Here is a 24,414-nt window from a genome sequence, read left to right as displayed (position 1 = left end):
CGACCTCCTAACACGAGACCGGGCCGTGGGGCCCGTGCTGTACGCTCTTCGGCGGCGCTGCCGCATGTGAACCTGGCACAATCTATCACAACCGCCTTGCGGCGTATTTCAGAGCCGTAATGCCTTTTAGCTCTCGAGGAGTCGCACCCTCGAATCCTCTCCTACGGAACGTACTTGGACCATGTTAGGCCCCTCGAGCCGGGCCCAGCAGGTGGATTCGCCACGGCGCCGATCGCCCGAATGGATTAACGGCAGCATCTAGCGTTCGAACCCCCGCTCCGGAGCGGGGGTTCGATTGGCGCTGGCGCGCGTTTGGTGGAGCCTGCCGGACTCGAACCGGCGACATCTCGCTTGCAAAGCGAACGCTCTCCCAGCTGAGCTAAGGCCCCTCACGGCGCGGTGGTGGGCGCCTAGAGCGTACGTCGGGTCTAGGGTGTCTTGTCAAGGAGCGTGGACTCGTCTGAAGGCTTGGCGAACAGCATTCGACCCATGTTCGTCTGCAGGCTGGAGGTGACGACCACGTCGATGGTATGGCCCACGCGGTCGCCGGCCTCCTCGACCACCACCATGGTGCCGTCCTCGAGGTAAGCGAGGCCCTGGCCGGACTCGCGGCCCTGCCGCACGATGCTCAGGGCGAGGCGCTCGCCAGGAAGGTACGCGATCCTCACCGCACTGGCGAGCTGGTGGAGGTTGAGAACGCGCACGCCCTGCAGCGCCGCCACCCGGCTCAGGTTGTAGTCGGTCGTGATGAGGTCCGCGTTTCGTTCCAGGCAGAGGCGCACGAGCTTGTCATCGACCACCCCCTTGCCGACGTCGTCGTGCGCCACCTCCGTCACCACGCCCGGCGAGGAGGCGAGCAGGTCGAGGGTCTCCAGGCCGCGCCGCCCGCGCTGACGCTTGAGTTGGTCGTCCGAGTCGGCGATGTGCTGCAGCTCGGTCAGGACGAAGTGCGGCAGGATCAGCTTTCCCTCGAGGAAGTTCGAATCGAGCACCGCCAGCAGCCGGCCGTCGATGACCGCCGAGCTGTCTACTACCTTGTCGTTAGCCGCGCCGGCCCCGGCGCCCACGCGCTTGCCGTCGGCGGCCGGGAGGAAGTAGAGCAGGCGGCGGTTGGTGACGAAGAACCCGCCCATGCCCGCGACCAGGACGATGGCCGCCAGCAGGGACCAGTACCAGGTGAAGCCGGGCACGTTGGCGAGGACGTTGTTGATGAGCACGGTCACCAGCAGCCCAAGGGTGGCGCCGGCGAAGGCGGCGAGCACCGCGTCGGGCCGCACGCCCGACACCCGCGCCATGAACCGCTCCCACACGTGCCCGAAGCGCTCCGCCAGGGGACCGCCGAACAGGTAGGCGCTGAGCACCCCGACCACGGTGATGAACAAGACGTTGTTGGGCCCCGACAGCAGACCGCGGTCGACCAGCAGCCTGCCGACCAGGAAACCCACGATGCCGCCGGCCAGGGCCAGCGCTCCGCGCGCCAGGGCGGCCCCCAGGTGGGAGCTGCTGCTGCCGCCCGCCGCCTCGCGCCCGCCGGTGCGGACCTCATAGCCCCCGGTGCCGGTGCGGCCGTCGTAACCCCCGGCGCCGGCGTGGCCGCGGTTCTGGTCGGCTTCATGGTTCATGTCGAACCCCACAGTAGCAACAGCGCCTCGCGCAGGGTACCCACTCCGTCTTTCAGCTCGCGCGAGCGGGGGCCCACGAGGTGGGGGTGCCCGGCGCGCTTCGCCTCCTCCAGGCGCCTGCTCAACTGGCTGACGGAGCGGAGTTCCCCGGCCAGGCCTATCTCGCCCACGAACGCCGTGTCCTCCGGGGCGGGCCGGTTGGTCACGGCGGAATAGACCGCCACGGCCACCGCCAGGTCCGCGCCGGGGTCGGTTATGCGCAGGCCGCCGGCCACGTTCACGAACACGTCGAGCGCCGCCAGCGGCAACTCGAGGCGCCGCTCGAGCACTGCCAGCACCACGTCCACGCGGCGGGCGTCGAGGCCCTGGACCACGCGGCGCGGGGCCGCGTACGGGCTCTTGGACGCCAGCGCCTGAACCTCCAGGAGGAGTGGTCGCTGTCCCTCCAGCGCGGCCACGACCACCGAACCGGGCGCCCCCAGGGGCCGCTCCGCCAAGAACGCCTCGCTCGGGTTCCCGACCGCCTGCATCCCCGTGGCAGTCATCTCGAAGACGCCCACCTCACCCGCGGGGCCGAAGCGGTTCTTGATGGCGCGGACCACCCGCAGTCCCGCGGCCGACTCGAGGGCGAAGGTGGCGTCGACCACGTGCTCTATGACCTTGGGTCCGGCTATCGAGCCCTGTTTTGTCACGTGGCCGATGAGCACCAGCGTCGTGCCGGCGGCCTTGGCGGCCTTCACGAGCAGTGCGGTGGCGTCACGCAGGCTCGTGAGGGTGCCTGGAACCGTGCCCTCCTCGACCACCAGCGTCTGGATGGAGTCGACGATCACCAGGTCCGGCGCCGTGGCGTACAGGTGCTCGGCGATCACGTTGGCGTCGTTCTCGCGCGTCAGCTCCATGCCGGCGCCGAGCCCCAGGCGGTCGGCGCGCAGCCGCACCTGGGCCGGCGATTCCTCGCCCGCAACGTAGAGCACGCGGCGTCCGGCGGCCACCGCGTGCTGCGCGAGTTGCAGCAGCAGGGTCGACTTGCCGATCCCGGGCTCGCCCGCCAAGAGCACGGCGGCTCCCACGACCCAACCGCCGCCCAGCACCCTGTCGACCTCGGCGTCACCGCTCGCGAACCTTACGAGGCCGGCGTCGGAGACCGCGTCCAGGCGCATGCTCTCCAGGTGGCGGGCCTTGCCCGGGCCGCGGGCGCCGCCCGCGGTTGGCGACGGTTGCTCGGCGATCATGCTGCCCCACGCGCCACACGTCGGGCAGCGGCCCAGGTGAGCGGGGCTGCGTGCCCCGCACTCCTGACAGACGTAGCCGGCGCCCCGGGCCACCCGCGGCCTCAGCCTGAGGCGCCGGGCGTAGCGGCCGGTACCGCTGCTCGTTCTAGCCGGCGCGGGATCAAACCAGTGACACCGGCCGCGCGAAGACGGTCTTGTCGTTCTCCACCGTCACCAATAGCGGCTCGGTGTTCCCGTGTTCGAGCAGCTCGGAGGAGAGGGGATCCTCGATGTGTTCGCGGATCACGCCGCGCAGCGGCCTCACGCTCTCGCCCTTCGGGAGCTTGTCGACCAGGAACGCGGCGACTTCTGCGCCGAACGTCACCTGGATGTCGCGGCCCAGCAGCTCGCGGCGGATGTCCTCGAGCATCTGGTTCGTGATTATCACTACGTCTTCTCTGTTGAACGATTCGAAGACGATGACCTCGTCGAGGCGGTCGAGGAACTCCGGCGAGAAGATGCCCTTCAGCGGTTGGCCGGGGTCCTGGTGCGCCTGGTCCTGGAAGCCGATGGTGCTGCCGGGCAGGTTGAAGCCCGTGTTGCTCGTCATGATGAGTATCACGCGGCGGAAGTCGACTGTGCGGCCGAGCCCGTCCGTCAGCCTGCCGTCGTCGAGCACCTGTAAGAACGTGTTGTAGATGTCGGGGTGCGCCTTCTCGATCTCGTCGAGGAGCACCACGCTGAACGGCTGGCGCCTCACGGCCTCGGTGAGGCGGCCACCCTGCTCGTGGCCCACGTAGCCCGGAGGGGCGCCGATGAGCTTGCTGATGGAGTGAGGCTCCTGGAACTCGCTCATGTCGAGCCTCACGAGGGACCGCTCGCTACCGAACAGCAGGATCGCGAGCTGCTTCGCGAGGTACGTCTTGCCGACGCCGGAAGCGCCCACGAAGAGGAACGACGCGGACACGCGCGTGCGGCCGCCGAGCCCGACGCGCGAGCGTCTGAGCGCCGCGCCCAGGGCGCGGATGGCGTTGCGCTGCCCCACCACCGTGTGCCGCAGGTGCTCCTCGATGTGGGCGAGCTTCTCGTTGTCCTGTTCGTCGACGTAGATGCCGCCCCACGAGTCGACCACCGCCTCGAGGTCCTCGCGGCCCACGATGGGCGTGCCGTCGGGCTCCTCGAGCACCGGGAAGCCGAGCGACTTGTTCAGGCGCGTGCGCGACGCAGACTCGTCGATCAGGTCGATGGCCTTGTCGGGGAAGTTGCGGCCCGGCAGGCTCCGCTCGCCGAACCTCACGGCCAGCTCCAGCATCTCCCGGGGGATGACCACGCCGTGATGCGCCTCGTACTTGTCGCGCAGGCCGATGAGGATCTCGAGCGACTCCTCGGGCGACGGCTCCAGCACGATGACGGGCTGGAAGCGGCGCTCGAGGGCGGCGTCCTTCTCGATGTAGCGGTGGTACTCGCCGGTGGTGGTGGCCCCGATGACCTGCACCTCGCCGCGCGAGAGCGGCGGCTTCAAGATGTTGGCCGCGTCGAGCGTGCCCTCGGCGCCGCCGGCGCCCACCAGCGTGTGCAGCTCGTCGATGAAGGCCACGACGCGCGCGCGGCGCAGCTCCTCGATTATCTGGCGCAGCCGCTCCTCGAACTCGCCCCGGTACTTCGTGCCGGCGACGACGTTGCTGAGTTCGATGCCGAGCACCCGCAGGCTGAGCAGGTTGGGTGGCACGCGGCCCTCGACGATGGCCTGGGCCAGCCCCTCGACGATGGCCGTCTTGCCCACCCCCGGCTCGCCGATCAGGACGGGGTTGTTCTTCGTGCGGCGCGACAGGATCTGGATGACGCGCCGTATCTCCTCGGTGCGGCCGATGACGGGATCGAGCTTGCCTTCTTGCGCCTCGCGCGTGAGATCGCGCGAGTACTCGTCGAGGAAGGGCGTGTTGACCGGCTCGGCCTGGCCCTTGGGGTCGGCTGCGGCCAGGATGCGCCAGCGCACCGAGTCGACGTCGCGGGTGAGGTTCTGCAAGATGCGGTAGGCGACGCCGTCGCCCTCGCGGATGATGCCTAGGAGGATGTGCTCGGTGGCGATTATCGAGGAGCCGAGGCTACGCGCCTCGGACCCGGCGAGCTCCATGACGCGCCTGGCACGCGGCGTGATGGCCGCGGCCTCGTTCTTGGGCATGCCGTCACCGCGGCCGACCATCTCCTCGACTTGCAGCCTGAAGTCGTCGAGCGAGGCCCCAAACTCTTCGAGGACCTTGCAGGCCGTGCCACTCTCGCGCATCAGGCCAAGGAGCAGGTGCTCGGGCCCGATCATGGTGTGGCCCAGCTTCGCGCCCTCTTCACGCGCGTAGTGGAAGACCAGCCTGGACCTGTCGTCGTACCTATTCACGGTGATCTCCGAACCGGGACGGCCCGCTGGCGCGCAGAAAAACTGGTGATTGCGGACGACGCCGCGTAGTCATGGGCCCATAGTACCCGTCCGAGGTTGCGACAGGCTGCGACTTCGTTACCATTTCCTTCATCGGGCCGCCATCCAGACATGGACCCTGGGGCTTGGACCCGATCAACGCTTACAATCGCGAGGTGATGGCGGCGCCCTTCCTCGCGTGCCGCGCGGCCGGCGGGCAGCGCCCGGGCCGAACTAGGGAGTAGCATGCTCTTCCAGGAGATAGTCGCACGCCTCGACCGCTATTGGGCGGAACGCGGCTGCGTGGTGGCCCCGCCGCAAGACACCGAGGTCGGCGCGGGCACGTTCTACCCGACCACCTTCTTGCGGTCGCTGGGCGAAGAGCCGTGGCGCGTGGCCGGCATCGCCCCGAGCCGCCGGCCGACCGACGGCCGCTACGGCGACAACCCTTACCGTTTCCAGTACTTCTACCAGTACCAGGTCCTCCTCAAGCCCTCGCCCGCCGACGTGCAAGACCTCTACCTGGACTCGCTCTACGCGCTGGGCATAGATCCCAAGGCGCACGACATCCGCTTCGTGGAGGACAACTGGGAATCGCCCACGCTGGGAGCCTGGGGGCTTGGCTGGGAGGTGTGGATGGACGGCATGGAGGTCACGCAGTTCACCTACTTCCAGCAGGTGGCGGGCTTCGACTGCAAGCCGGTCTCGGTCGAGCTGACCTACGGGCTGGAGCGCCTCACCATGTACTTGCAGGGCAAGACGCACGCGTTCGACGTGGATTACGGCCCCGGCGTCACGCTGGGAGACCTGCGGCGCGACCTCGAGGTCCAGCACTCCCGTTACAACTTCGAGGAGTCCGATCCCGAACTCCAACGCCTGCTGTTCGAGAAGTTCGAGCTGGAGGCGTACCGGCTTCTCGGCAAGGGGCTCGTCTATCCGGGCTACGAGTTCGTGCTGCGCTGTTCTCACGCCTTCAACCTGCTCGACGCCAGGGGCGTCCTCTCGCAGACCGAGCGCCAGGCGTTCGTTCAGCGCGTGAGACGCATGGCCGAGGCCACCGCCAAGGCGTACTTGCGGCCGGTCGAGCAGGCGGGAGCGGAGGCCACGGGTGGCTGACCTGTTGTTCGAGATCGGCACGGAGGAGCTACCCAGCTGGTACGTGAAGTCGGGCGGCGAAGCGCTGGTGGTGTTACTGACGCAGCGCCTTGCCGCCGCCGAACTCGCGCCCACCGGCGCCTCGGGCTACGCCACCCCCCGCAGGCTGGCCGTATGGGCGAGGGGCCTACCGGCCTCCACCCCCAAGCGCACGGTGGAGCGACGTGGGCCGCCGGCGAGCGTGGCCTTCGACGAATCTGGGGCCCCCACGAAGGCGGCCCTGGCCTTCGCAGCCAAGAACGGTGTCGACCAGGGGGCGTTGGAGCTTCGGAAGGATGAGAAGGGCGAGTACGTCTACGCCCACGTAACGGTCGGGGGAGAGGCCGCCGCGGCCGTTCTACCTGAACTTCTCGCCGGCGTGGTCAAGGACCTCCCGGCGCCACGGAAGATGCGCTGGGGCGACGAGCCGACCCCGTTCATCCGGCCGGTGGCCTGGCTGCTGGCGCTCCTCGGCGACGAGGTCATTCCGGTGGCAGCGGCCGGCGTCCGGGCCGGCGCAATCACTCGTGGCCACCGCTTCATGGCGGAAGGCGAGTTCGGGGTGAAGAGCGCCGCCGATTACGCGCCCGCGCTTGCGGAACGCTTCGTCATGGCCGACCGCGCGGCGCGCCGCGAAGCCACCTGGCTGGCGGTGCAGGCGGCCGCCGACGAGCAGGGCCTGAGCGTCACCGAGGACGACGCGCTGCTCGACGAGGTGACCGACCTGGTCGAGAGCCCGTTCGCGGTACTGGGGAGCTTCGCGAGCGGCTACCTGCAACTGCCCGAGGAGGTGCTGGCAACGGTGATGATCAAGCACCAGCGCTTCTTCCCCACGCGCGACGCCTCCGGGCGCCTGGCGGCCGCCTTCGTGGGCGTCTCCAACACCTCCGTGCCCGACGTGGCCGTGGTGCGGCAAGGCTACGAGCAGGTGCTCGCGGGGCGCCTCTACGACGCCCGTTTCTTCTGGACCTCCGACCGGCGCAAGAGCCTGTCGCAGCACGCCTGGGGCCTCAGCGGGATCGCCTTCCAGCAGGAACTCGGCAGCATGGCCGACAAGACCGCCCGCGTGGGCGAGACCGTCGGCCAGCTGCTCGACGCCCTCGACCTCGAGCAGAAGGAGGCCTACGCCGCAACGCAGGCCCTGCCCATCTTCCGCGCCGACCTGGCGACCGAGATGATCTTCGAGTTCCCGGAGCTCGAGGGGGTGATGGCGCGCGCCTACGCCCTCGCCGAGGGGCTCCCGGCCGCGACCGCCGAAGCGCTCCTGGGCGGCGTGAGCCCCAGGACGCACGAGGACGACGTACCCGCCACCGCCGCGGGCGCCGTGCTGGCCCTGGCCGACAGGGTCGACAAGCTGATCGGCTTCTTCGCACTGGGTAAGCGCCCGAGCGGGTCGGCCGACCCGTTCGCTCTGCGCCGCGACGGCCTGGCGGTGGCGCGGGTGCTGAACGCTCGCGGCTGGCCGTTGCGCCTGACGACCCTGGTGGAGGCGGGCTCCGCCGCCTACGCGGCCGGCCCGGTGACCGCCTCCACCGACGTGCAGCAGGCGGTAGTGGAGTTCGTCTGGGACCGGGTGGCGTCGCTCCTGCTCGACAACGGCGCCCCCGTCAACGTGGTCCGCGCCGCCATCCAGGGCTCGGTGACGGTCATAGGCGCCGCCCGCAGGGTGGAGCTACTCAAGGCGCTCATGGACCTCGAAGAGATGCCCGCCCTGATGGCGCTTTACAAGCGCGCAGCCAACCTCGCGAAGGGCGAGGCCGTGCCAGTCGACGCGCACGCCTTCGACCACCCGGAGCACAAGTTGGGCGCCGCCGTCAAGCCGGCGCTGTTCACCGAGCCGCAAGAAGCGCCGCTCCTGGCGGCGTTACCCGCCGCGCAGCGCGGCGCCGACGAACTGCTGGCCGCCGCCAAGGGCCAGCTGCCCGGCTGGGACCTGAGGGACCCCGCCCCACGCCAGCTGACGGGCGTGGCCGACGCGCTGCAGGCCCTGATAGGCATCAAGGCGCCGCTCGACGACTTCCTCGACGGCGTGCTCGTGATGGCCGACGACCCGGACGTGCGCCGAAACCGCCTGGCGCTCCTGAGCGAGGTAGTGCGCCTGCTCCGCCAACTCGGCGACCTCGAGCAACTCGCGGGTTCCTAGGACGCGCAAAAGGACCTAGCTAGGGCGCGCTGGCGGGCGTTCGCGGCAGTCGAAGGGGCCCCGGACGGTTTCTCCGGGGCCCCTCTGGTTCGCCGCAGCGCGCGCTCTGGTGCCGAAGGTGGGACTTGAACCCACACGTCCTCACGGACACACGACCCTGAATCGTGCGCGTCTACCGATTCCGCCACTTCGGCACGCGCTCAGCGGTCTAGAAGGATACCCAGCCCCGGCCGGTCGCGCAAGTGCCCCATGGGGCAATCGGCACGCTCAACCGACCAGCTTGCCGCCCGCCAGGAACGGCTCGCCGTCGAGCGCGACGCTGCCCTCTGAGCGGAGGTCGCAGACGAGGTCCCAATGGACGCCACTCCTGTTCACCCCGCCCGTTTCCGCGTACGAGGATCCGAGGGCGAGGTGGATGGTGCCGAGGATCTTCTCGTCGAAGAGAGTCTGTAGCGTGGGGAACGTGATGTGCGGGTTGGTGCCTATGCCAAGCTCGCCCAGGAACCTCGCGCCGGGGTCGGTGTTCAGCTGCGCGTCGAGCACCGCCTGACCCTGGCGGGCCGTGGCCTCGACCACCTTGCCTGCCTCGAAGCGCAGCGTTACGCCTTCGACCACCGTGCCCGCCACGCTCGATGGGATGGCGAAGTGGATCGTGCCCTCGGCGGAATCCTCGATGGGCCCGGTGAACACCTCGCCCGAAGGCATGTTGCGTTTGCCGTCCGAGTTGACCCACTTGCGGCCCGCGACGCTTAAGCGCAGGTCGGTGCCGGGCCCCTCGATCCTCACCTCGCCGGCGCGCTCGAGGCGGTCGACCCAGCGCTGCTGCGCCGCACCCAGCTCGCGCCAGCGCTGGGCGGGGTCGGGGTCGTGGAGGAACATGGCGCCGAACACGAACTTCTCGTAGGCGTCCGTGCTCATGCCGGCGGACTGCGCGGCCGCGCTGGTCGGATATAGCGTTCCGACCCAGCGTGTACTCGCCACGCGGTGGCGGGTCACGTCCTGCATGCGCTTGCTCCACGCCGTCACGCGGCTCGAGTCGACGCCTTGAAGGTGGTGCGAGTTGGACGGGGCCGATACCCGCACGTAGCCGTCCATACGCCTTATCTCCTCGAGCTGCACCTGCGGTGGAGACGCGAGCAGCGCGTCCGAGGCCAGCTCCATGATGTCGGCCGCCAGCTCGGGGTACGCGAGCCGCAGGTGGGGCTCGGCGCCCGCCGCGAGCACGCGGCGGGTGAGTGCCCGCGCCAGCGACAGCGCGCCGGTCTCTACCTGGAGCAAGACGTCGTCCCCCGGCTGTACGTTCAGGCAGTACTCGACCAGCAGCTTGGCGTACCGGTCGCTCATGGGGTGGATCATGCCTGGAACGCTATCACTCGGCGCGGCCGCCGCGCTCGACGGTGAACGCGCTCGAGCCCAGAGCCAGCAGCGTGCCGTCGTCGTCGAACACTTCCGTGCGCACGACGATCACGCTGCGGCCGCTGCGCATGACCTCGGCGTCGGCCCTGAGCGAGGCGCCTCGCCCGGGCCTCACGAAATCCACCCGCATGTCGATGGTCGCGACGCTGGGCGCCCGGGAGAGGTCGTCGAGGGTGAGGGCCGCGGCGGCCCCGGCGGCGGCGTCGACGAGGGCGGCCACCACCCCGCCATGCGGCATGCGCCTCACCACGTTACCGATGTGCGCGTCCTGCACCGGCATCGCCAGGCTCACGCGGTTGCCGGCCCGGTCGATCTCCTCGACCTTCACGCCCAGGTGGCGGTTGAAAGGGATGACGTCCTCGATGATGGAGCGCAGCGTAGAGTCGAGGGCACTCACGGAATCCGACATGCCCCATGCTACCCGCGCCGTGGTGGCGCGAGGGCACGCGGGGCGTTGCGCCCTTCCCTTATCATGGGCCTGCATGAGCGCGAAGCGGCCGCCGCGACGGGGGCCTCCCACGAGCAAACCAACACAGCGGACCAAGCGCAAGGGGACCACCACCGGGGCCTCCGAGGAAGGTGCCGGGGCCGGGCGCCGGCAGCGGCCCGCGGCGCCCTCGAGCCCCCTAGCGGGCGAGCGCGTCCAGCGCTTGATCGCGCGGGCCGGCGTGGCGAGCCGCCGCAAGGCCGAGGAACTCATCACGGCCCGCCGCGTCAAGATCAACGGCCGCGTGGCGGAGCTGGGCGACCGCGCCCTGCCCGGCGACGACGTACGTGTAGACGGCAAGCAGTTGCACGTGAGCGACGACCACGTGACCTACGTCCTCAACAAGCCGGCGGGCTACGTGACGACGGCGCGAGACGAGCGGGGCCGGGCCACGGTCTTCGACCTCCTGCCCCCGACCCCCGGGCTGCACTCGGTGGGCCGCCTGGACCGCGAGTCCGAAGGGCTGCTGGTCCTCACCACCGATGGCGACCTCACGCTCAAGCTCACCCATCCGCGTTACGAGCTGGAGAAGGAGTACCGCGTCTGGACCAAGCAGGGTCGGGTGGACCCGGCCGCCCTGAAGCGACTCTTAGGCGGGGTGGAACTCGAAGACGGCCACGCCGCCGCCAAGAGCGCCAGGCCCGCTCCAGGTGGCGCTTACGTGGTATTGACCGAAGGTCGCAAGCGCGAGGTCAGGCGGCTCTTCAAGGCGCTCGGTTACTCGGTCGAGAGGCTGGTTCGTGTGCGTGCGGGCGGTCTGAAGCTGGGCGATCTGGCGGTAGGGGGCTTCCGGGAGTTGACGCCCAAGGAGCTGCGCGCGCTTGGGTATAATCCCGACGAGCGGAGCTGAGAGCCACGGCCCGGACAGTCGGGTACCGGTTATCGCCGCAGCAGGAGCGTTGCCAACGGTGCAGTCAAGTGAACCAGGACCTCGAGTGACGAGCGGCATCTTCCACCCGGGCACGGGCGCGGTGCAGATAAGTGCAGGCGCGATAGCCGCACGCGTGGCTGAGATGGGCCAACAGATCGCCGCCGACCACGAAGGGGCGGACCTTCACCTGATCTGCGTGCTGAACGGCGCGTTCATCTTCATGGCGGATCTCGTCAGGGCCATCGACCGACCCTTGACGCTCGACTTCCTGTCGGTCTCCAGCTACGGGTCGCGCACCGAGTCCAGCGGCGAGGTGCGCTTGGTGAAGGACCTCGAGCAGAGCCTCAAGGGCCGGAGCGTGGTGTTGGTGGAGGACATCGTCGACACGGGCCTGACCATGCAGTACCTCCTTTCTTACCTGCATGGGCGGGCGCCCCGGTCGGTGAAGGTCGCCACGCTGCTGAGCAAGCCCTCGCGGCGCAAGGTGGAAGTGCCCATCGATTACGTCGGCTTCACCATCGACGATGCCTTCGTCTACGGCTTCGGCCTCGACGTCGACCACCGCCTGCGTAACCTGCCGTTCGTCACGAGCCAAGGGACCTGATGCCGCGGGCACGCCGGAACGCCTTGGTGGCCCTCGCGGTACTCGGCCTCGCCCTCGTCACGCTCACGGTGGCGGCGGCGCTGCGCGACACCACGCCGCCACAGCTGTATTCCGAGCCCCCGACCCGGTTGGCGGTCGGCGCCCCGCTCGGCCTCTTCGTCAGCGCTGACGAACCCGTAACGTACGTTCTCGATTACGGCGGCGAGACGACCACGCTGGTCGACCAGGACGCGACTTTCGACGTTCCCGCCGTTCCGGGCGTGCAGCTGGCGCACCTAAGCGCCAAGGACGCGGCCGGAAACGAGACCGTGCTGGAGGCGTCCATAGTAGGGGTGCCGGCCTTCGAGCCGGCACTAGCGGCGCCGGGCCAGGTCAGGGCCGGCGACCCGCTCGGAGTGACCATCACCGGACTCCCCGGCCCCGGCGCCGATCCGGTGCTGAGCGCGGCCGTCACGTCCGTGACGCTGACGGCGGACGGCGCGGTCGTGCCGCTGCGCGAGGTGGCGGGCCCGGCCTACCGCGGCATGCTCGCGACCCCCATGACCGTGGACCCGCAGGCCCTGACCCTGGCGCTGCACGTGACCGACGAGTTCGGTCGCGCCTATGACGTGAGCACCACCACCCTCCTGGAAGCGCTGCCGGTCGAGGTGGAGCAGTTGAGGCTCTCGGCGTCCACCCTCGCCGTGATCACTCCCGAGGGCCGCGAGTTGGAGGCCGAGACCGCCGCCGCCGCGTGGGCCGGTGCGCGGCCGGGCCCGCTATGGACCAAGCCGTTCATCATGCCCATAGACGGCGTGTCGACGAGCGGCTTCGGCGACGCGCGGCGGTACGTTCAGGACGGTCCCGTGTCGTTTCACTACGGACTGGACCTGGCCACCGCCCAGGGCACGCCCATCCACGCCACCAACGACGGCGTCGTGGTCGTTGCCGGCCGCTACCCCATCAAGGGCGGCTGGGTCGCCATCGACCACGGTGCCGGCCTGATGAGTTACTACTTCCACATGTCCGAGGTGAAGGCGGAAGTCGGGCAGGAAGTGAAGCAGGGCGACGTCATCGGCCTCGTGGGCACCACGGGCCTCTCGACCGGACCCCACCTGCACTGGGAGATGCGCGTGAGGCAGGCGGCAAGCAACCCGCTCGCCTGGGTGGGCAAGACGTTCCCGTGACCCGAGCCGCACGCCCAGGACTCAAACTGGGGGGCGCGCTGTTGACGATGGCACTGCTCACACTCGTTCTCCCCGGCCAGCCCGCGCTCGCCCGGGACGCGGCCAGCGCGTTGCCGCCCGGCACGCCGCACTGGAGCGAGGTCGTCTGGTACGAGGTTTTCGTGCGCTCGTTCCAGGACTCGGACGGCGACGGCATCGGCGACTTGCGGGGCCTCATCGAACGCCTGCCGTACCTTTCCGGCCTAGGCGTCGGCGGCCTGTGGCTCATGCCCATCTACCCGAGCCCCAGCTACCACGGCTACGACGTCACCGACTACACGGGAGTCAACCCGGAATACGGCGACGAGGCCGACCTGGTGGAACTCGTCGAGCGTGCCCACGAGCTTGGCATCCGCGTGATCCTGGACTTCGTTCCGAACCACACCTCCAGCGCCCACCCGTGGTTCCGCGCCGCGCTGGCCGGTGACGAGACTTTCCGCGCTTACTACCGCTTCGAGCGGGACCCCCCGCCGATGCGCGGCACGAGGGGGGGCAACGCCTGGCACCTCGCTCCGGACGGCACCAGCTACCTGGGGCTGTTCTCGGAGCGCATGCCCGACCTGAACCTCGCCAACCCCGCCGTCACCGCCGAGCTGCAGGCTGCCGCGCTCCACTGGCTGGAGCTGGGGGTGGACGGTTTTCGGATCGACGCCATCCAGCACCTCATCGAGGGCCCGGACGGGCAGATCTCGAACACTCCAGAGACCTACGAGTGGGTGCGCGCCTTCGAGGCGTACGTGCATGAGGTCGCGCCGCATGCGTTCCTCGTGGGTGAGACGTGGACGGAGATGCCAGCCATCGTCCGCTATCACACGGCCGGCAACCTCGACATGTCGTTCGACTACCCCCTCTGGAAGGTCCTGCTCTCCGCCCTGCAATCGCGCAGCGCGGCGGACCTGGCCGACACCCTGGCGCAGGAGAGGAAGCTGTATCCGGAGGGAGCGGTCCGGGGCACGTTCCTCGACAATCACGACCAGACGCGGCTGGCGACCAGGCTCTCGATCCCCCGCCGCGACGAGGCCAGGTTGAAGCTGGCCGCGGGACTCTTGCTCACGCTGCCGGGCACGCCGTTCGTCTATTACGGTGACGAGATCGGCATGCCCGACGGCCCCGGCGTGTTCGACGTGGAGAAGCGGACGCCCATGCGCTGGGAGGCGGTGGACGCGGACGGCCTGTTCGGGTTCAGCACGGCGCAGCCGTGGACCGACCCTGGCCGCGGCATCCCGGGCGTGAGCGTGGCCGAACAGGACGCCGACCCGGCCTCGCTCCTCAACCACTACCGCCACCTGGCCGCGCTGCGGAACTCGCACGAGGCCCTGCGTTCTGGCGACTGGAGCGTGGTGCCTACCGGCTCCTCGAGGGCCGTGCTGGCGCTGGTGCGCACCGCGCCCGGCGGCGAGCGACTGCTGGTGCTCGCCAACTTGTCGGCGCGGGCGGCGGAGTGGGAGCCGGGCGACCTGCGCATGGCAAGCTACCCGGACCTCGTTACGGGCGCCCCGCTGCGCGTCCTCGAGGGCGGCAACCTCGAGCTTCCGGCCCTCGGCCTGAGCGTGATCCCGCTGCGCTGAACCGCCGGCGGCAGGGGCACCCGTATACTTGGCCCTTATGAGTCCAGCAACCACCGTGGCCAAGGCGCGCGTCTTCTCGGGCGTGCAACCCACCGGAACCCTCCACCTGGGCACGTACGTTGGCGCCCTGCAGCAGTGGGTGGCGCAGCAGCACGAGCGCGACGGCATCTTCTGCGTGGTAGACCTGCACGCCTTGACCGTGCCCGAAGAGGTGGAGCCCGCCCGCCTCAAGGAGCAGGTGCGCAGCGTGGCGGCGCTTTACTTCGCGGTCGGGATCGAGCCCGAGAACAACCTGGTGTTCGTGCAGTCGGCGGTGCGCGAGCACACCGAGTTGACCTGGCTCCTCAACTGCGTGACGCCGCTCGGGTGGCTCTACCGCATGACGCAGTTCAAGTCGAAGTCGGAGGGCCGCGACAGCGTCGGCACCGGCCTACTCGACTACCCCGTGCTCATGGCGGCCGACATCTTGCTTTACGACACGGCCTTCGTGCCGGTGGGTGAGGACCAGGTGCAGCACATCGAGCTCACGCGTGACTTGGCGCAGCGCTTCAACAACCTCTTCGGCGAGGTCTTCAAGGTCCCCAAGGCGCAGATCCCCGAGGTGGGCGCGCGCATCATGGGGCTCGACGAGCCGACCGTGAAGATGTCCAAGAGCATCGCCGTGCATAGGCCCGGCCACGCCATCAACCTCCTGGACGACCCGGCAGCCATCAAGAAGGCCGTCATGAGCGCCGTCACCGATTCGGGGCGCGAGTTGCGCTTCGAGCACGCCTCCCCGGGCGTCCGGAACCTCCTCTCGATCTACCAGGTGCTCACGCGCAAGGCGCCGGCCGAGATCGAGGCCGAGTTCGACGGCGCCGGCTACGGCCACCTCAAGAAGGCGGTGGTGGAGGTGGTGGTCGAGACGCTCCGGCCCATCCAGGCCCGCTACCACGAGTACATGGACGACCGGGCCCAGCTGGAGGCACTCCTCGCGACGGGCGCCGACCGCGCCCGCGAGATCGCAGGCGCCACCATGCAGCGCGTACGCGCCGCCATGGGGGTCGGCTGACGACGGGCGGCCGCATGGGTCGGTCCGAGGGCGGCGAGAGGTTGCCGGACAGCGTGCTGTTCGTGTTCCTCGACGGCGTCGGCCTGGGCGTGGCCGACCCCGCCACCAACCCCCTGGCCGCGGCCGCCACGCCCTTCTTGCGCGAGGTATTGGCCGGGCCCCTCACCAGGGAGACGCCCGAGGTCACCAGGCCCGGTGTCGTCTACCGCCGCTTGGACGCCACCCTGGGGGTCGAGGGGCTGCCGCAGTCGGCCACGGGCCAGACGACCCTGCTTACGGGCGTGAACGGGGCGCTGGCCATGGGACGCCATTACGGGCCCTGGCCCGGTCCGACCCTGAGGGCGGTGCTCGAGAAGGGCTCGCTATTCACCAGGGGCCTGGAACTCCGCGGCGCGGTGCTGGCCAACGCCTACCCACCCCAGTACTTCGAGTCGCTGGGCACCAGGCGCCACCGGCCGAACGCGCCGGTGGTGGCCGCCACCGCCGCCGGCCTGGAACTCCGCGACATGGGCGCCTACCGCGCCGGCCTCGCGGTGGCCGCCGACGTCGACGGTGCGCGCTTCGCCCGCATGGACCCGAGCCTCACCCCGCAGGGCGCGGCGGGGGCCGCCGGCAGCCTGATCCGCCTCGCGGCGAGCGCGTCCTTCGTCTTCTTCGACGTCTGGCCCACCGACGCGCTCGGTCACGCCCGGGACTTCAGCGGGGCAACGAGGTTGCTCGAACAGGTCGATCTATTACTCGAGCGCGTGGCCGGTTCCGGCATCACGGTGGTCGTGACCTCGGATCACGGCAACCTCGAGGACGTCACTTCTGGCCGGCATACGCTGAACCGGGTCCCCCTGTTGGTCTTCGGGCCGGGCGCGCCCGAGTTCGCCGGCGCCGAATCGCTTCTCGACGTGGCGCCGGCCATCGAGCGCTTCTGGGGGCTCGTTACAGGGCCTTAGGCAAGGCCGAGGATGATGATCAGCGCCTCGTACCACGCGCCGACCAGGAGGATGACGCCCGCGATCGGCAGCATGAGGAGCAGCTTGCGGAAGCCGCGCGCGAACCGGCCCGGCGGGCCGGGCCGCACCAGGGTGGCGAGAAGCATGCCGCCTCCGGCGACGACCAGGAAGTATGACGTCAGCTCGAGGGCGAGCAGAACCAGCAGCAACAGGATGTAGATGGGGCCGCCTGAGGCGAGCAACCCGAACGGGATGCCCTGCGTGAAGAAGGACGCGGCCGCGAAAACGTAGGCGGGCACCCCGAAGAGCGCCGCGAGCGGGAAGGTGACGGAGGTCGTCACCACCACGAAGTTCTGGAAGTAGGTGGTAGCCGCGGCGCGCAAGACGTTGCCGCTGCCGTACGCCTGGCTCGCGCCCACCGTGCCGATGGCGGCGTTCACGACGTCCAGCACGGCCTGCTCGCACTCCACGGGGAGCGTGGTGCCGACGAAGGCGCCGAGGCCGAACAGGGCGTACAGCGAGATGAGCGTGATTGCGACGAGCCGGCGGTGCTCGCGGATGACTGTGAGGCCCGCCGCCAACCAGCGCCGCAGCAGGGAGCCCTTGCGGGTCAGGGCGAGAAGCACGAGAAGCGAGAACGCGGCGAACACCCACGCCGCCGCCGGGGTCTGCAACCAGGCGCGGGCGCCAACGGGTTGGTTCTGGTTGAGGAAGCCCACGCTGGCGGCCTTCCAGGCGCCGTCGGCTCGTTGCATGACGACCTCGACCACGTCGAGTTGGTTGCCCGGCCGCACGGCCGCGTAAGTGAAGCGCCTGACGTCGGGGTCGTCGCTGGGCTGCTCGATCCGGTCCTCGAGCCGCACCTCGGTGCCGGGCAGCGGGGCCGGGTTCGCGATTAGGTCGGGGAGTTGCCGACAGAGGTCGGCCGCATCGAGTTGCGAGAGGCTCATGAGCGACACGGGCTCGCGCGCGAGCCACGCCTTGACGGCCGCATCGGCCTCCTGGGGCACCGGATCTGCCGGCGCCTCGGCGACCGGGCCACCGTCCGCGGGCCCCCCTGGGGCGGCGGGAGCTTGCGGCGCGGTGGGCGACTGAGCCCAGCCCGTGGCTGCGAGCAGCGCCAGGAGCAAGACGATCAACGATGGCCAGCGTTCGGGTCGGACGGGACGGTCAAGCACCAAGGACTCCAGGGCCGCCGTGCCGGCGGGAATGGCGCTAGCATACCGCCCCCGGCAGGGCGCCGGTCGTAGACTTGCCCTTGCATGCGCTTGAAGCCCCCCGTCTGGTACGCGAACGCCCTGCGGCGAACGTTGCTGTCGCTGGTGCCCGCGCTGGCCAGGCCGGACGACCCGTGGGCCGAGCAGCACCTGACGCCGAACGAGTACGCGCTCTTCGCCCGGCTCTCGCCCCAGGAGCGGGCGCACGGGGTGGACGTGGCGCGCCGACTAAGGCGCCTCAGGCCGGACGCCCCGAGGGAGGTGGTGGCCGCCGCGCTGCTCCACGACGTGGGCAAGCTCGGAACGCCACAAGCGACCGGCTGGCGGATCCTGGCGCACCTCCTGCCATGGGCGAACGTGCCGCCCGAGCCCAGGTTGCGCGGCCTGGCCGGAGCGCGGCAGGCGCGCGCGCATCACGCCCGCTACGGCGCGGACCTCCTGCGCGGCGCCGGTGCCGCCCCCCGCGTCGTCGAACTCGTGCAGCGTCACCATTCGGATGGCGCCGACCCCGACGCGAAGCTCCTGTTGGAGTGCGATGAGCGCACGTGACGCGCTGGGGGCCGCCTCCAACCTGGACTGGCTCTTCTCCTTGCAGCGCTTCGGCGTGAAGCCCGGCCTCGGGCCGATAAGGGCCCTCCTCACGGAGCTGGGCTCGCCCGACGAGCGGCTGCGCTGCGTGCTGGTCGCGGGCACCAACGGCAAGGGCAGCGTGGCGCGCGTGCTCGCGGCGAGCCTGATGAAGGCCGGCGAGCGCGTCGGGCTCTACACGAGCCCCCACCTCCAGCGGCTCGGCGAGCGGGTGCAAGTGGACCTGGCCCCCGAGCCGCACGAGCGGATCGAGGAGCTGATCGGGCGGGTCAGGCCCGCCGCCGAGCGGCATGGCAACACGTTCTTCGAGGTGGTGACCGCGGCGGCCCTGCTGCGCTTCGCGGAGGCGGGGGTGGCCTGGGCCGTCCTCGAGGTCGGCCTGGGCGGCCGCCTCGACGCCACCAACGCCGTCAGGCCCGAGCTGAGCGTCATCACCTCGGTGGCCCTCGATCACACGGCGGTCCTGGGCGCCACCCTCGAGGAGATCGCCTTCGAGAAGGCGGGCGTCATGCGGCCAGGCGTGCCGCTGATCTCCGGAGTCACCGAGCCGCGACCCGCGGGCGTCATCGCCCGCCGGGCCGCCGAAGTTGGCGCCGGCCTGACCGTGTACGGCAAGGACTTCTGGGGCGAGGACGCGCGGCTGGCCTGGGAGGGCACGAGCTTCACTTGGCGGCATCCGGGCGCCGCGAGCGACGGCGTGCGGGTGGCCTCCGGCCTGGTGGGTAGGCACCAGGTCGCCAACCTCACGCTTGCACTCGAGGCCGGCTGCCGTCTAGGCGTCGGCCTCGAGGAGGCGCTCGACGCCGTGCGCCATGCGCGGTGGCCCGGGCGCCTCGAGAGCTTCTGGTTGCAGGGACGCCGCGTGGTCCTGGATGGGGCCCACAACCCCGCCGCGGCCCGCGCCCTGGCGGCGGCGATCACCGAGCTGACGGGTGAGGCCGCGGTGCTCGTGTTCGGCGCGTCGGCAGACAAGGACGTCGCGGGCGTGGTGGCGGCCCTGGCGCCGGTGGCGCGCCGGACCGTCGTGACCCACGCCGTGCACAGCCCCAGGGCGATGGCGCCCCTGGACCTGGCGGCGCTGCTCCCGGGCGCCACGGTCGCCGACGACCCGGGGGCGGCGCTCGAGGCGGCGCTCGGCCTCTCGCGACCGGGAGAGACCGTAGTTGTCGCGGGCAGCCTCTTCCTGGTCGGGGAGGCGCGTGACCGGCTTACCGGGGACGCCGGCGAGGATCGCCCTCGCTGGCAGTGACCTTGCCGCCGCCGCGCCACTGCAGCGCGTGCTTGAGCAACACGACCAAGACGATGGGAAGCACGCCGGTCACGACCTCGAAGGCTCGTTCCTGTTCCCAACCGAACCGGTTCAGGGTGAGTAGCGCGAGGAAGGGGTACGTGAGGACGGTGATGACGGCCGCCACGCCGGCACTACGTGTGATGAGGATCAGCGCCACTATGAGCACGAGCGCCGCCAGACCCACCTGCGGGTATAGCGGCAGCGAGACGCCGAACGTGGTGGCGAGCCCCTTGCCCCCGCTGAAGCCCACGAACATGGAGAAAGCGTGGCCGAGCACGGCGCCGAAGCCGGCGGCCAGCGGGGCCAGGAGGCTCGGATCGGTGCCACCGGCGGCGCTCGAGGCGCCCGCTATCAGCATGCCCAAGAAGGTGGCGAGGGCGCCCTTGGCCACGTCGACCACTAGCACGGCGGCGCCGAGGCCGAAGCCTAGGTTGCGGGCCGTGTTCATGGCGCCCATGTTCCCCGACCCCAGCCCGAACACGTCCTTCCCCTTGGCCCTGGCGATCCAAGCGGCCGTGGGCACCGAACCCACCAGGTAGCCGACAGCCAGAGCCGCGAGCCCCTCAAACACCGGGGCGCACCAGGGCGCTGTCGCGCGCCGCGGCGAAGCTGCGGAGTTCACGCACGTGGTAGGTCACGTAGGCCTCGAGCAGCTTCCAGTGCTGGCCGCGGTCCACGTACTCGGCCGCGAGAGCCGCTGCCATGGGCCCCTCGACCAGGAGCCGGAGCTCCTCCGCCTTGGCCCCCAGCAGCGCCAGGCCGCTGCGGTGCGTCGCACAGGTGAGGCCGCCGTCCGCCACGTTCAGGGCCACCAACGGCCCGGCCGCGCCGCAGACCAAGCACGCCTTGACGCTAGGCGCCAGGCCGGTGACCCCCAGCAGGCGCCAGGCGTAGAGGAGCGCCACCAGCTCGGGGTCGTGGTGCTCGTTCAACCCCCTCAGGGCAGAGGTCAGGTAGTCGTACACGCGCGCTTCCAGGTGGAGGTCGACGGTGAGGGCGTCGGCCAACTCGCAGAGGAGGTGTGCGAGGGGGTAGGTCGCCGTGCCGCTCAGGCCCGCCAGGGCGCCGTTGAGCTGCACTTGCGTTAGCAGGGCCAGGTCGTCCTCCTGGCGCCGGTAGAACTGCACGGTAACGTCGTGGAAGAGCGACAGTCGGCCGAGGTTGCCGCCCGGCAGCGTTCCCTTGCGGGCCACTGCCCGCCACTTGCCCTGGCGCCCCAGGAGCGTGACCACCACGTCGCCAGACGGCAGCGCGCGCCGTTTGATGACCAGGCCGTCACTGACCGTGTAGCGCTTCATCGAGGAAGTCTAGCGCGCTTGGTGCCAGAGCAACATCGCCGGGGTTGCCACGCTGCGCAGCGTGGCGGTCGTGCCCGCGGGCAAGTCCAGGGCGTCACCCGGGCGCAGCACCCGGAACTCGCCCGCTTCGAGATCGACGATCACCTCGCCGCTCATGACCATGACCCAGCGCGCCGCGTTGCCCGACGAGTCGCAGGGCACCAGCAACTGCTGGACCCTGAACGGGCTGCCCGGAACGTCGATCGGTTCCCCCGCGGCGGAGCGCGCCAGGGCCGGGAGGTTCAGGGCCCGGCCGGGAGTCGTCACCCTCAGCCGCCGGCCTCGCGCTTCCGAGCGCGTCCGTAGCTCATGCGCAACTTGAACAGCCCGCGCTTGTTGCGCGCCGCCGCCTCGTCCTCGCTGAGGCCCAGCTTCTTAGCGGCCTCCGCCACGCTTGCCGCCGGGGCGTCTACGCCCAGGGTGAGCCGGACGACGGCGGCGTCGCCGGCGTCGAGTTCGCCCAGGTGGGCCGCCAGTTGCTCGGGCGTCGCCTTCGGCCTCTTCGCGGCCGAGGACTTGCCGGGATCGGCACCGCGTGTCTTGCCCTTCTGTGCCTTGCCTTTCTGCGCCTTGCCCTTCGGCGCTTTAGCCTTGGCACCCTTGGCCCCCTTGGCGGGCGCCTTCTTGGCGGCGGACGCCTGCTTCGCCTTGCCGCGCCCTCCAGCACGGCCACTACCGCCGCTCGCGCCGAGGGTGGCTTCGCGAGCGTCCAGCAACTCGGCGGCGCGCTCCAGCGAGATGTCGTCGATGGCCACGTCGCGCGGCAACGAGGCGTTCACCTTGCCGCGCTTCACATACGGCCCGAACCGACCCTCGTACAGCTCGATGGGGTCGCCCGAGGTGGGATCGTCTCCCAGCTCCTTGACGGGCGCGTTGCCGCGACGCTTCTTCTGCGCGAGCAGCTCCAGGGCGCGCTCCAGGGTGACGTCCAACAAGAACTCGCCCTTGGGTATCGAGGCGAAGACGCTCCCATGCTTGACGTACGGCCCGTAGCGGCCGATGCCGACCTCCACGCCCTTGTCGTCGCCGGGGAACTCCCCCAGCCGCTTGGGGAGCTCGATCAGCTTGAGCGCGAGCTCCTCGTTCACGTCGTGAGGCTCCACGCCCGGCGGCAACGAGACGCGCTTGGGTTTCTCGCCGCCCTTGCCGGTGTCGCCGAGCTGCAAGTACGGTCCGAAGGGACCGCGCTTCAGGTTGATGGGCATGCCCATCGTCGGTTCGGTGGCCACCTCGACGTCACCCATGTTCCCCTCGGTGAGGTAGGCGACGAGCGCTTCCTTGGTCAGGTCGCCGGGAGACACGTCCTTGGGCAGCGAGGTCGTCTTGGTCTCACCGTCGAGCGGCCCCTCGACGTACGGTCCGTAGCGTCCCACGCGCACCACGTAAGGCGACCATGCCTCGTTGTGGATGGTGGAGATCTGCCGGGCGTCGATCTCTTCGAGGGCCTCGTCGACGAGGCGCGCGATGCCGTGATCGCCCAGGTAGAAATCGCGGAGGTAGTTCGCCGAGGTGCGCTCCCCCGCAGCGATGTCGTCGAGCACCTTCTCCATCTGCGCCGTGAACTCCGTGTCGACGAGGCGGCGGAACTGCTTCTCGAGCAGGTTGTTGGTGGCGAAGGCCGTGAACGTCGGGACGAGCTGCTGGCCCTGTTTGCGGGCGTAGCCCCGTGCCTGGATGGTCTCGATGATGCTCGCGTAGGTGCTCGGCCGCCCGATCCCCTCGGCCTCGAGGAGCTTGACGAGTGACGCCTCGGTGTAGCGCGCGGGCGGCTTGGTCTCGTGGCCCTCGGCGCTCACGGCGTCGCAGGCCAGGCCGTCGCCCTTGGCGAGCAGCGGCAGGGGCTGGTCACGGTCGTCGAGGGCGGCCTCCGGGTCGTCGCTTCCCTCCACGTACGCGCGGAAGAAGCCGGCGAAGAGGACGCTGCGGCCGCTGGCCCTGAAGGTCAGCTCCGGCTCGCCCTGGAGCAGCGCCGAGATCCGCGCCGTCACGAACTTGATGCGTGCGTCCGCCATCTGCGACGCCACGGTGCGCTTCCAGACCAGGTCGTAGACGGCGGCCTCCAGGCCCTTGAGGCCGTGCTCCGCGGCCGTCTTCATCTCGGTGCCGGCCGGGCGGATGGCCTCGTGGGCCTCCTGCGCGCCCTTCGGGGCCCCCTTGTGCTTGCGCTCCTTCGGGCTCAGGAAGTCGTCGCCGTAGCGGCGGGCGATGGCCTCGCGGGTGGCGGCGAGGGCCTCGCTGGAAAGGTTGATGGAGTCGGTGCGCATGTAGGTTATGTAGCCGTTCTCGTACAGGCTTTGGGCCACGCGCATGGTGTCGCGGGCGGCCAGGCCGAGCTTGCGGCCCGCCTCCTGCTGCAGGGTCGAGGTGGTGAAGGGCGCGGCGGGGCTGCGCGTCTGCTCGCGCTCCTCGAGGTCGGCCACCGACCATGTCGCCTTGGGCGCTCGTGCCGCCAACGCCTCGGCGCGCTCCTGGGAGAGCTCGAGAACGTCGACGCCCCGGCTCAGCCCTGCCTTGAGCCGCCCCGTTTCGGCGTCGTAGTCGCGGCCGCCTGCGACGCGCACACCGCCTGAGTGCGTGAGGGTAGCCTCGAAGGTCGTGGCGCCCTTGGCGAGCTTTGCCGCCAGGTCCCAGTAGCTGGCAGGCACGAAGCGCATGCGCTCGCGCTCGCGCATGACCAGCAGGCGCACCGCCACGCTCTGCACCCGGCCGGCGCTGAGCTTGGGAGCGATCTTGCGCCACAGCAGTGGACTGATGGCGTAACCCACCAGGCGGTCGAGGACGCGCCTCGTCTCCTGGGCGTCGACCAGGTTGGAGTCGATCTCGCGGGTGTTGTCCAGCGCGTCCAGTATGGCCTGTTCCGTGATCTCGTGGAACACCATGCGCTTCACGGGCACGTGCGGTTTGAGCAACTCGATCAGGTGCCAGCCGATGGACTCGCCTTCGCGGTCCTCGTCAGTCGCGATATAGACCTCTCCGGCGTCCTCGAGCGCCGCCTGGAGGTTCTTGACGACCGCCCGCTTCTTGGGTGAGACGACATATATGGGCTCGAAATCCGCGTCGACGTTGACACCTAGCCGCGCCCACTCGTTGCCCTTGTACTTGTCGGGGATCTCGGCCGCGTTGGACGGCAGGTCGCGAACGTGCCCCATGCTCGCCTCGACTTGGTAGTCGGGCGGCAGGAAACGTTTGATGGTGCGTGCCTTGGTTGGCGACTCGACGATGACGAGGCGCTTCATTGCGGGTGATGACGACAAATTGCGTACCCCTTATCCCTCTCGAAGCGCGGACATTATACGCACGCCCTTCGCGGCGTCA

Annotated in this window: 20 protein-coding genes and 2 tRNA genes; 10 read left to right on the top strand and 12 right to left on the bottom strand. The window is 70.1% G+C overall.

Annotation, left to right across the window (positions count from 1 at the left end; translation table 11 throughout):
• Positions 1-313: 313 nt before the first annotated feature.
• From ROY82_07835 to ROY82_07820, 4 genes are all read right to left on the bottom strand, one after another.
• Positions 314-389 (bottom strand) — tRNA-Ala (locus ROY82_07835).
• A gap of 39 nt (positions 390-428) precedes the next feature.
• Positions 429-1,622, bottom strand: a complete 1,194-nt coding sequence (locus tag ROY82_07830) for a hypothetical protein (protein ID MDT3682368.1) — start codon at positions 1,620-1,622, stop codon at positions 429-431.
• The gene (radA, locus tag ROY82_07825; protein ID MDT3682367.1) at positions 1,619-2,947 is read right to left on the bottom strand and encodes a DNA repair protein RadA; all 1,329 of its coding nucleotides are present in this window, start codon (positions 2,945-2,947) and stop codon (positions 1,619-1,621) included. The genes ROY82_07830 and radA overlap by 4 nt, the downstream gene beginning before the upstream one ends.
• Positions 2,948-3,014: 67 nt before the next feature.
• On the bottom strand, positions 3,015-5,225 hold the full coding sequence (locus tag ROY82_07820) for an ATP-dependent Clp protease ATP-binding subunit (GenBank protein ID MDT3682366.1): 2,211 nt from the start codon (positions 5,223-5,225) through the stop codon (positions 3,015-3,017).
• A gap of 264 nt (positions 5,226-5,489) precedes the next feature.
• Between ROY82_07820 and ROY82_07815 the strand changes: the two genes are divergently transcribed.
• Complete coding sequence (locus ROY82_07815; protein MDT3682365.1) at positions 5,490-6,359, top strand: glycine--tRNA ligase subunit alpha; 870 nt, start codon at positions 5,490-5,492, stop codon at positions 6,357-6,359.
• A complete protein-coding gene (gene glyS, locus ROY82_07810; protein MDT3682364.1) occupies positions 6,352-8,520 on the top strand; it encodes a glycine--tRNA ligase subunit beta in 2,169 nt (722 codons plus the stop codon). Before ROY82_07815 ends, glyS begins: the two co-directional genes overlap by 8 nt.
• Positions 8,521-8,627: 107 nt before the next feature.
• Here glyS and ROY82_07805 read toward each other — a convergent pair.
• The 3 genes from ROY82_07805 to ROY82_07795 all read right to left on the bottom strand — a co-directional run bounded on the left by ROY82_07805 (position 8,628) and on the right by ROY82_07795 (position 10,345).
• Positions 8,628-8,714: transfer RNA gene (locus tag ROY82_07805), tRNA-Leu, on the bottom strand.
• A 73-nt stretch (positions 8,715-8,787) separates the two neighbouring features.
• Positions 8,788-9,864 (bottom strand): aminopeptidase, encoded by a 1,077-nt coding sequence (locus ROY82_07800; GenBank protein MDT3682363.1) that lies wholly within the window; start codon positions 9,862-9,864, stop codon positions 8,788-8,790.
• Positions 9,865-9,889: 25 nt separating this feature from the next.
• Positions 9,890-10,345 (bottom strand): thioesterase family protein, encoded by a 456-nt coding sequence (locus tag ROY82_07795; GenBank protein MDT3682362.1) that lies wholly within the window; start codon positions 10,343-10,345, stop codon positions 9,890-9,892.
• Positions 10,346-10,418: 73 nt separating this feature from the next.
• On the opposite strand from ROY82_07795, the gene ROY82_07790 reads away from it, so the two are divergent.
• The 6 genes from ROY82_07790 (at position 10,419) to ROY82_07765 (ending at position 16,666) form a co-directional block, all read left to right on the top strand.
• Complete coding sequence (locus ROY82_07790; GenBank protein MDT3682361.1) at positions 10,419-11,273, top strand: pseudouridine synthase; 855 nt, start codon at positions 10,419-10,421, stop codon at positions 11,271-11,273.
• An 85-nt stretch (positions 11,274-11,358) separates the two neighbouring features.
• On the top strand, positions 11,359-11,898 hold the full coding sequence (gene hpt / locus ROY82_07785; GenBank protein ID MDT3682360.1) for a hypoxanthine phosphoribosyltransferase: 540 nt from the start codon (positions 11,359-11,361) through the stop codon (positions 11,896-11,898).
• Positions 11,898-13,064, top strand: coding sequence for a M23 family metallopeptidase (locus tag ROY82_07780; GenBank protein MDT3682359.1), 1,167 nt, complete (start codon positions 11,898-11,900; stop codon positions 13,062-13,064). The genes hpt and ROY82_07780 overlap by 1 nt, the downstream gene beginning before the upstream one ends.
• Positions 13,061-14,671, top strand: coding sequence for an alpha-amylase family glycosyl hydrolase (locus ROY82_07775; protein ID MDT3682358.1), 1,611 nt, complete (start codon positions 13,061-13,063; stop codon positions 14,669-14,671). The genes ROY82_07780 and ROY82_07775 overlap by 4 nt, the downstream gene beginning before the upstream one ends.
• Before the next feature lie 37 nt (positions 14,672-14,708).
• Positions 14,709-15,722 (top strand): tryptophan--tRNA ligase, encoded by a 1,014-nt coding sequence (trpS, locus tag ROY82_07770; protein MDT3682357.1) that lies wholly within the window; start codon positions 14,709-14,711, stop codon positions 15,720-15,722.
• A 14-nt stretch (positions 15,723-15,736) separates the two neighbouring features.
• Entirely contained in the window at positions 15,737-16,666 is a 930-nt protein-coding gene (locus tag ROY82_07765; protein ID MDT3682356.1) for a hypothetical protein, read from the top strand.
• On the opposite strand, the gene ROY82_07760 is transcribed toward ROY82_07765, so the two are convergent.
• Positions 16,663-17,844: a hypothetical protein gene (locus ROY82_07760; protein ID MDT3682355.1), complete on the bottom strand. Its 1,182-nt coding sequence runs from the start codon at positions 17,842-17,844 to the stop codon at positions 16,663-16,665. The two genes, ROY82_07765 and ROY82_07760, sit on opposite strands and share 4 nt — an antisense overlap.
• A gap of 84 nt (positions 17,845-17,928) precedes the next feature.
• On the opposite strand from ROY82_07760, the gene ROY82_07755 reads away from it, so the two are divergent.
• Both ROY82_07755 and ROY82_07750 read left to right on the top strand, forming a co-directional pair.
• A complete protein-coding gene (locus ROY82_07755; protein MDT3682354.1) occupies positions 17,929-18,432 on the top strand; it encodes an HDIG domain-containing protein in 504 nt (167 codons plus the stop codon).
• Positions 18,419-19,720: a folylpolyglutamate synthase/dihydrofolate synthase family protein gene (locus ROY82_07750; protein ID MDT3682353.1), complete on the top strand. Its 1,302-nt coding sequence runs from the start codon at positions 18,419-18,421 to the stop codon at positions 19,718-19,720. Before ROY82_07755 ends, ROY82_07750 begins: the two co-directional genes overlap by 14 nt.
• On the opposite strand, the gene ROY82_07745 is transcribed toward ROY82_07750, so the two are convergent.
• The 4 genes from ROY82_07745 to topA are packed head-to-tail and all read right to left on the bottom strand — an operon-like array spanning position 19,680 to position 24,335.
• Complete coding sequence (locus tag ROY82_07745; GenBank protein MDT3682352.1) at positions 19,680-20,333, bottom strand: glycerol-3-phosphate acyltransferase; 654 nt, start codon at positions 20,331-20,333, stop codon at positions 19,680-19,682. The two genes, ROY82_07750 and ROY82_07745, sit on opposite strands and share 41 nt — an antisense overlap.
• Positions 20,326-21,060 carry a DNA repair protein RecO gene (recO, locus tag ROY82_07740; GenBank protein ID MDT3682351.1) on the bottom strand — a complete coding sequence of 245 codons (735 nt, stop codon included), beginning with the start codon at positions 21,058-21,060 and terminating at the stop codon, positions 20,326-20,328. The genes ROY82_07745 and recO overlap by 8 nt, the downstream gene beginning before the upstream one ends.
• Positions 21,061-21,069: 9 nt before the next feature.
• Positions 21,070-21,366, bottom strand: coding sequence for a cupin domain-containing protein (locus ROY82_07735; protein ID MDT3682350.1), 297 nt, complete (start codon positions 21,364-21,366; stop codon positions 21,070-21,072).
• A gap of 2 nt (positions 21,367-21,368) precedes the next feature.
• Positions 21,369-24,335 (bottom strand): type I DNA topoisomerase, encoded by a 2,967-nt coding sequence (gene topA / locus ROY82_07730; protein MDT3682349.1) that lies wholly within the window; start codon positions 24,333-24,335, stop codon positions 21,369-21,371.
• Positions 24,336-24,414: the final 79 nt, after the last annotated feature.

Source organism: Truepera sp. (assembly GCA_032027045.1).
Lineage (GTDB): Bacteria > Deinococcota > Deinococci > Deinococcales > Trueperaceae > JAAYYF01.
This window is presented reverse-complemented; position numbering and strand designations above follow the sequence as displayed.

Excerpts from the sequence above, each read along its gene's own strand:
- trpS (MDT3682357.1), top strand. The coding sequence starts at position 14,709 with ATGAGTCCAGCAACCACCGTGGCCAAGGCGCGCGTCTTCTCGGGCGTG.
- ROY82_07790 (MDT3682361.1), top strand. The coding sequence starts at position 10,419 with ATGAGCGCGAAGCGGCCGCCGCGACGGGGGCCTCCCACGAGCAAACCA.
- topA (MDT3682349.1), bottom strand. The coding sequence starts at position 24,335 with ATGAAGCGCCTCGTCATCGTCGAGTCGCCAACCAAGGCACGCACCATC.
- ROY82_07815 (MDT3682365.1), top strand. The coding sequence starts at position 5,490 with ATGCTCTTCCAGGAGATAGTCGCACGCCTCGACCGCTATTGGGCGGAA.
- ROY82_07755 (MDT3682354.1), top strand. The coding sequence starts at position 17,929 with ATGCGCTTGAAGCCCCCCGTCTGGTACGCGAACGCCCTGCGGCGAACG.
- ROY82_07795 (MDT3682362.1), bottom strand. The coding sequence starts at position 10,345 with ATGTCGGATTCCGTGAGTGCCCTCGACTCTACGCTGCGCTCCATCATC.
- recO (MDT3682351.1), bottom strand. The coding sequence starts at position 21,060 with ATGAAGCGCTACACGGTCAGTGACGGCCTGGTCATCAAACGGCGCGCG.
- ROY82_07765 (MDT3682356.1), top strand. The coding sequence starts at position 15,737 with ATGGGTCGGTCCGAGGGCGGCGAGAGGTTGCCGGACAGCGTGCTGTTC.
- ROY82_07750 (MDT3682353.1), top strand. The coding sequence starts at position 18,419 with ATGAGCGCACGTGACGCGCTGGGGGCCGCCTCCAACCTGGACTGGCTC.
- ROY82_07830 (MDT3682368.1), bottom strand. The coding sequence starts at position 1,622 with ATGAACCATGAAGCCGACCAGAACCGCGGCCACGCCGGCGCCGGGGGT.
- ROY82_07780 (MDT3682359.1), top strand. The coding sequence starts at position 11,898 with ATGCCGCGGGCACGCCGGAACGCCTTGGTGGCCCTCGCGGTACTCGGC.
- ROY82_07800 (MDT3682363.1), bottom strand. The coding sequence starts at position 9,864 with ATGAGCGACCGGTACGCCAAGCTGCTGGTCGAGTACTGCCTGAACGTA.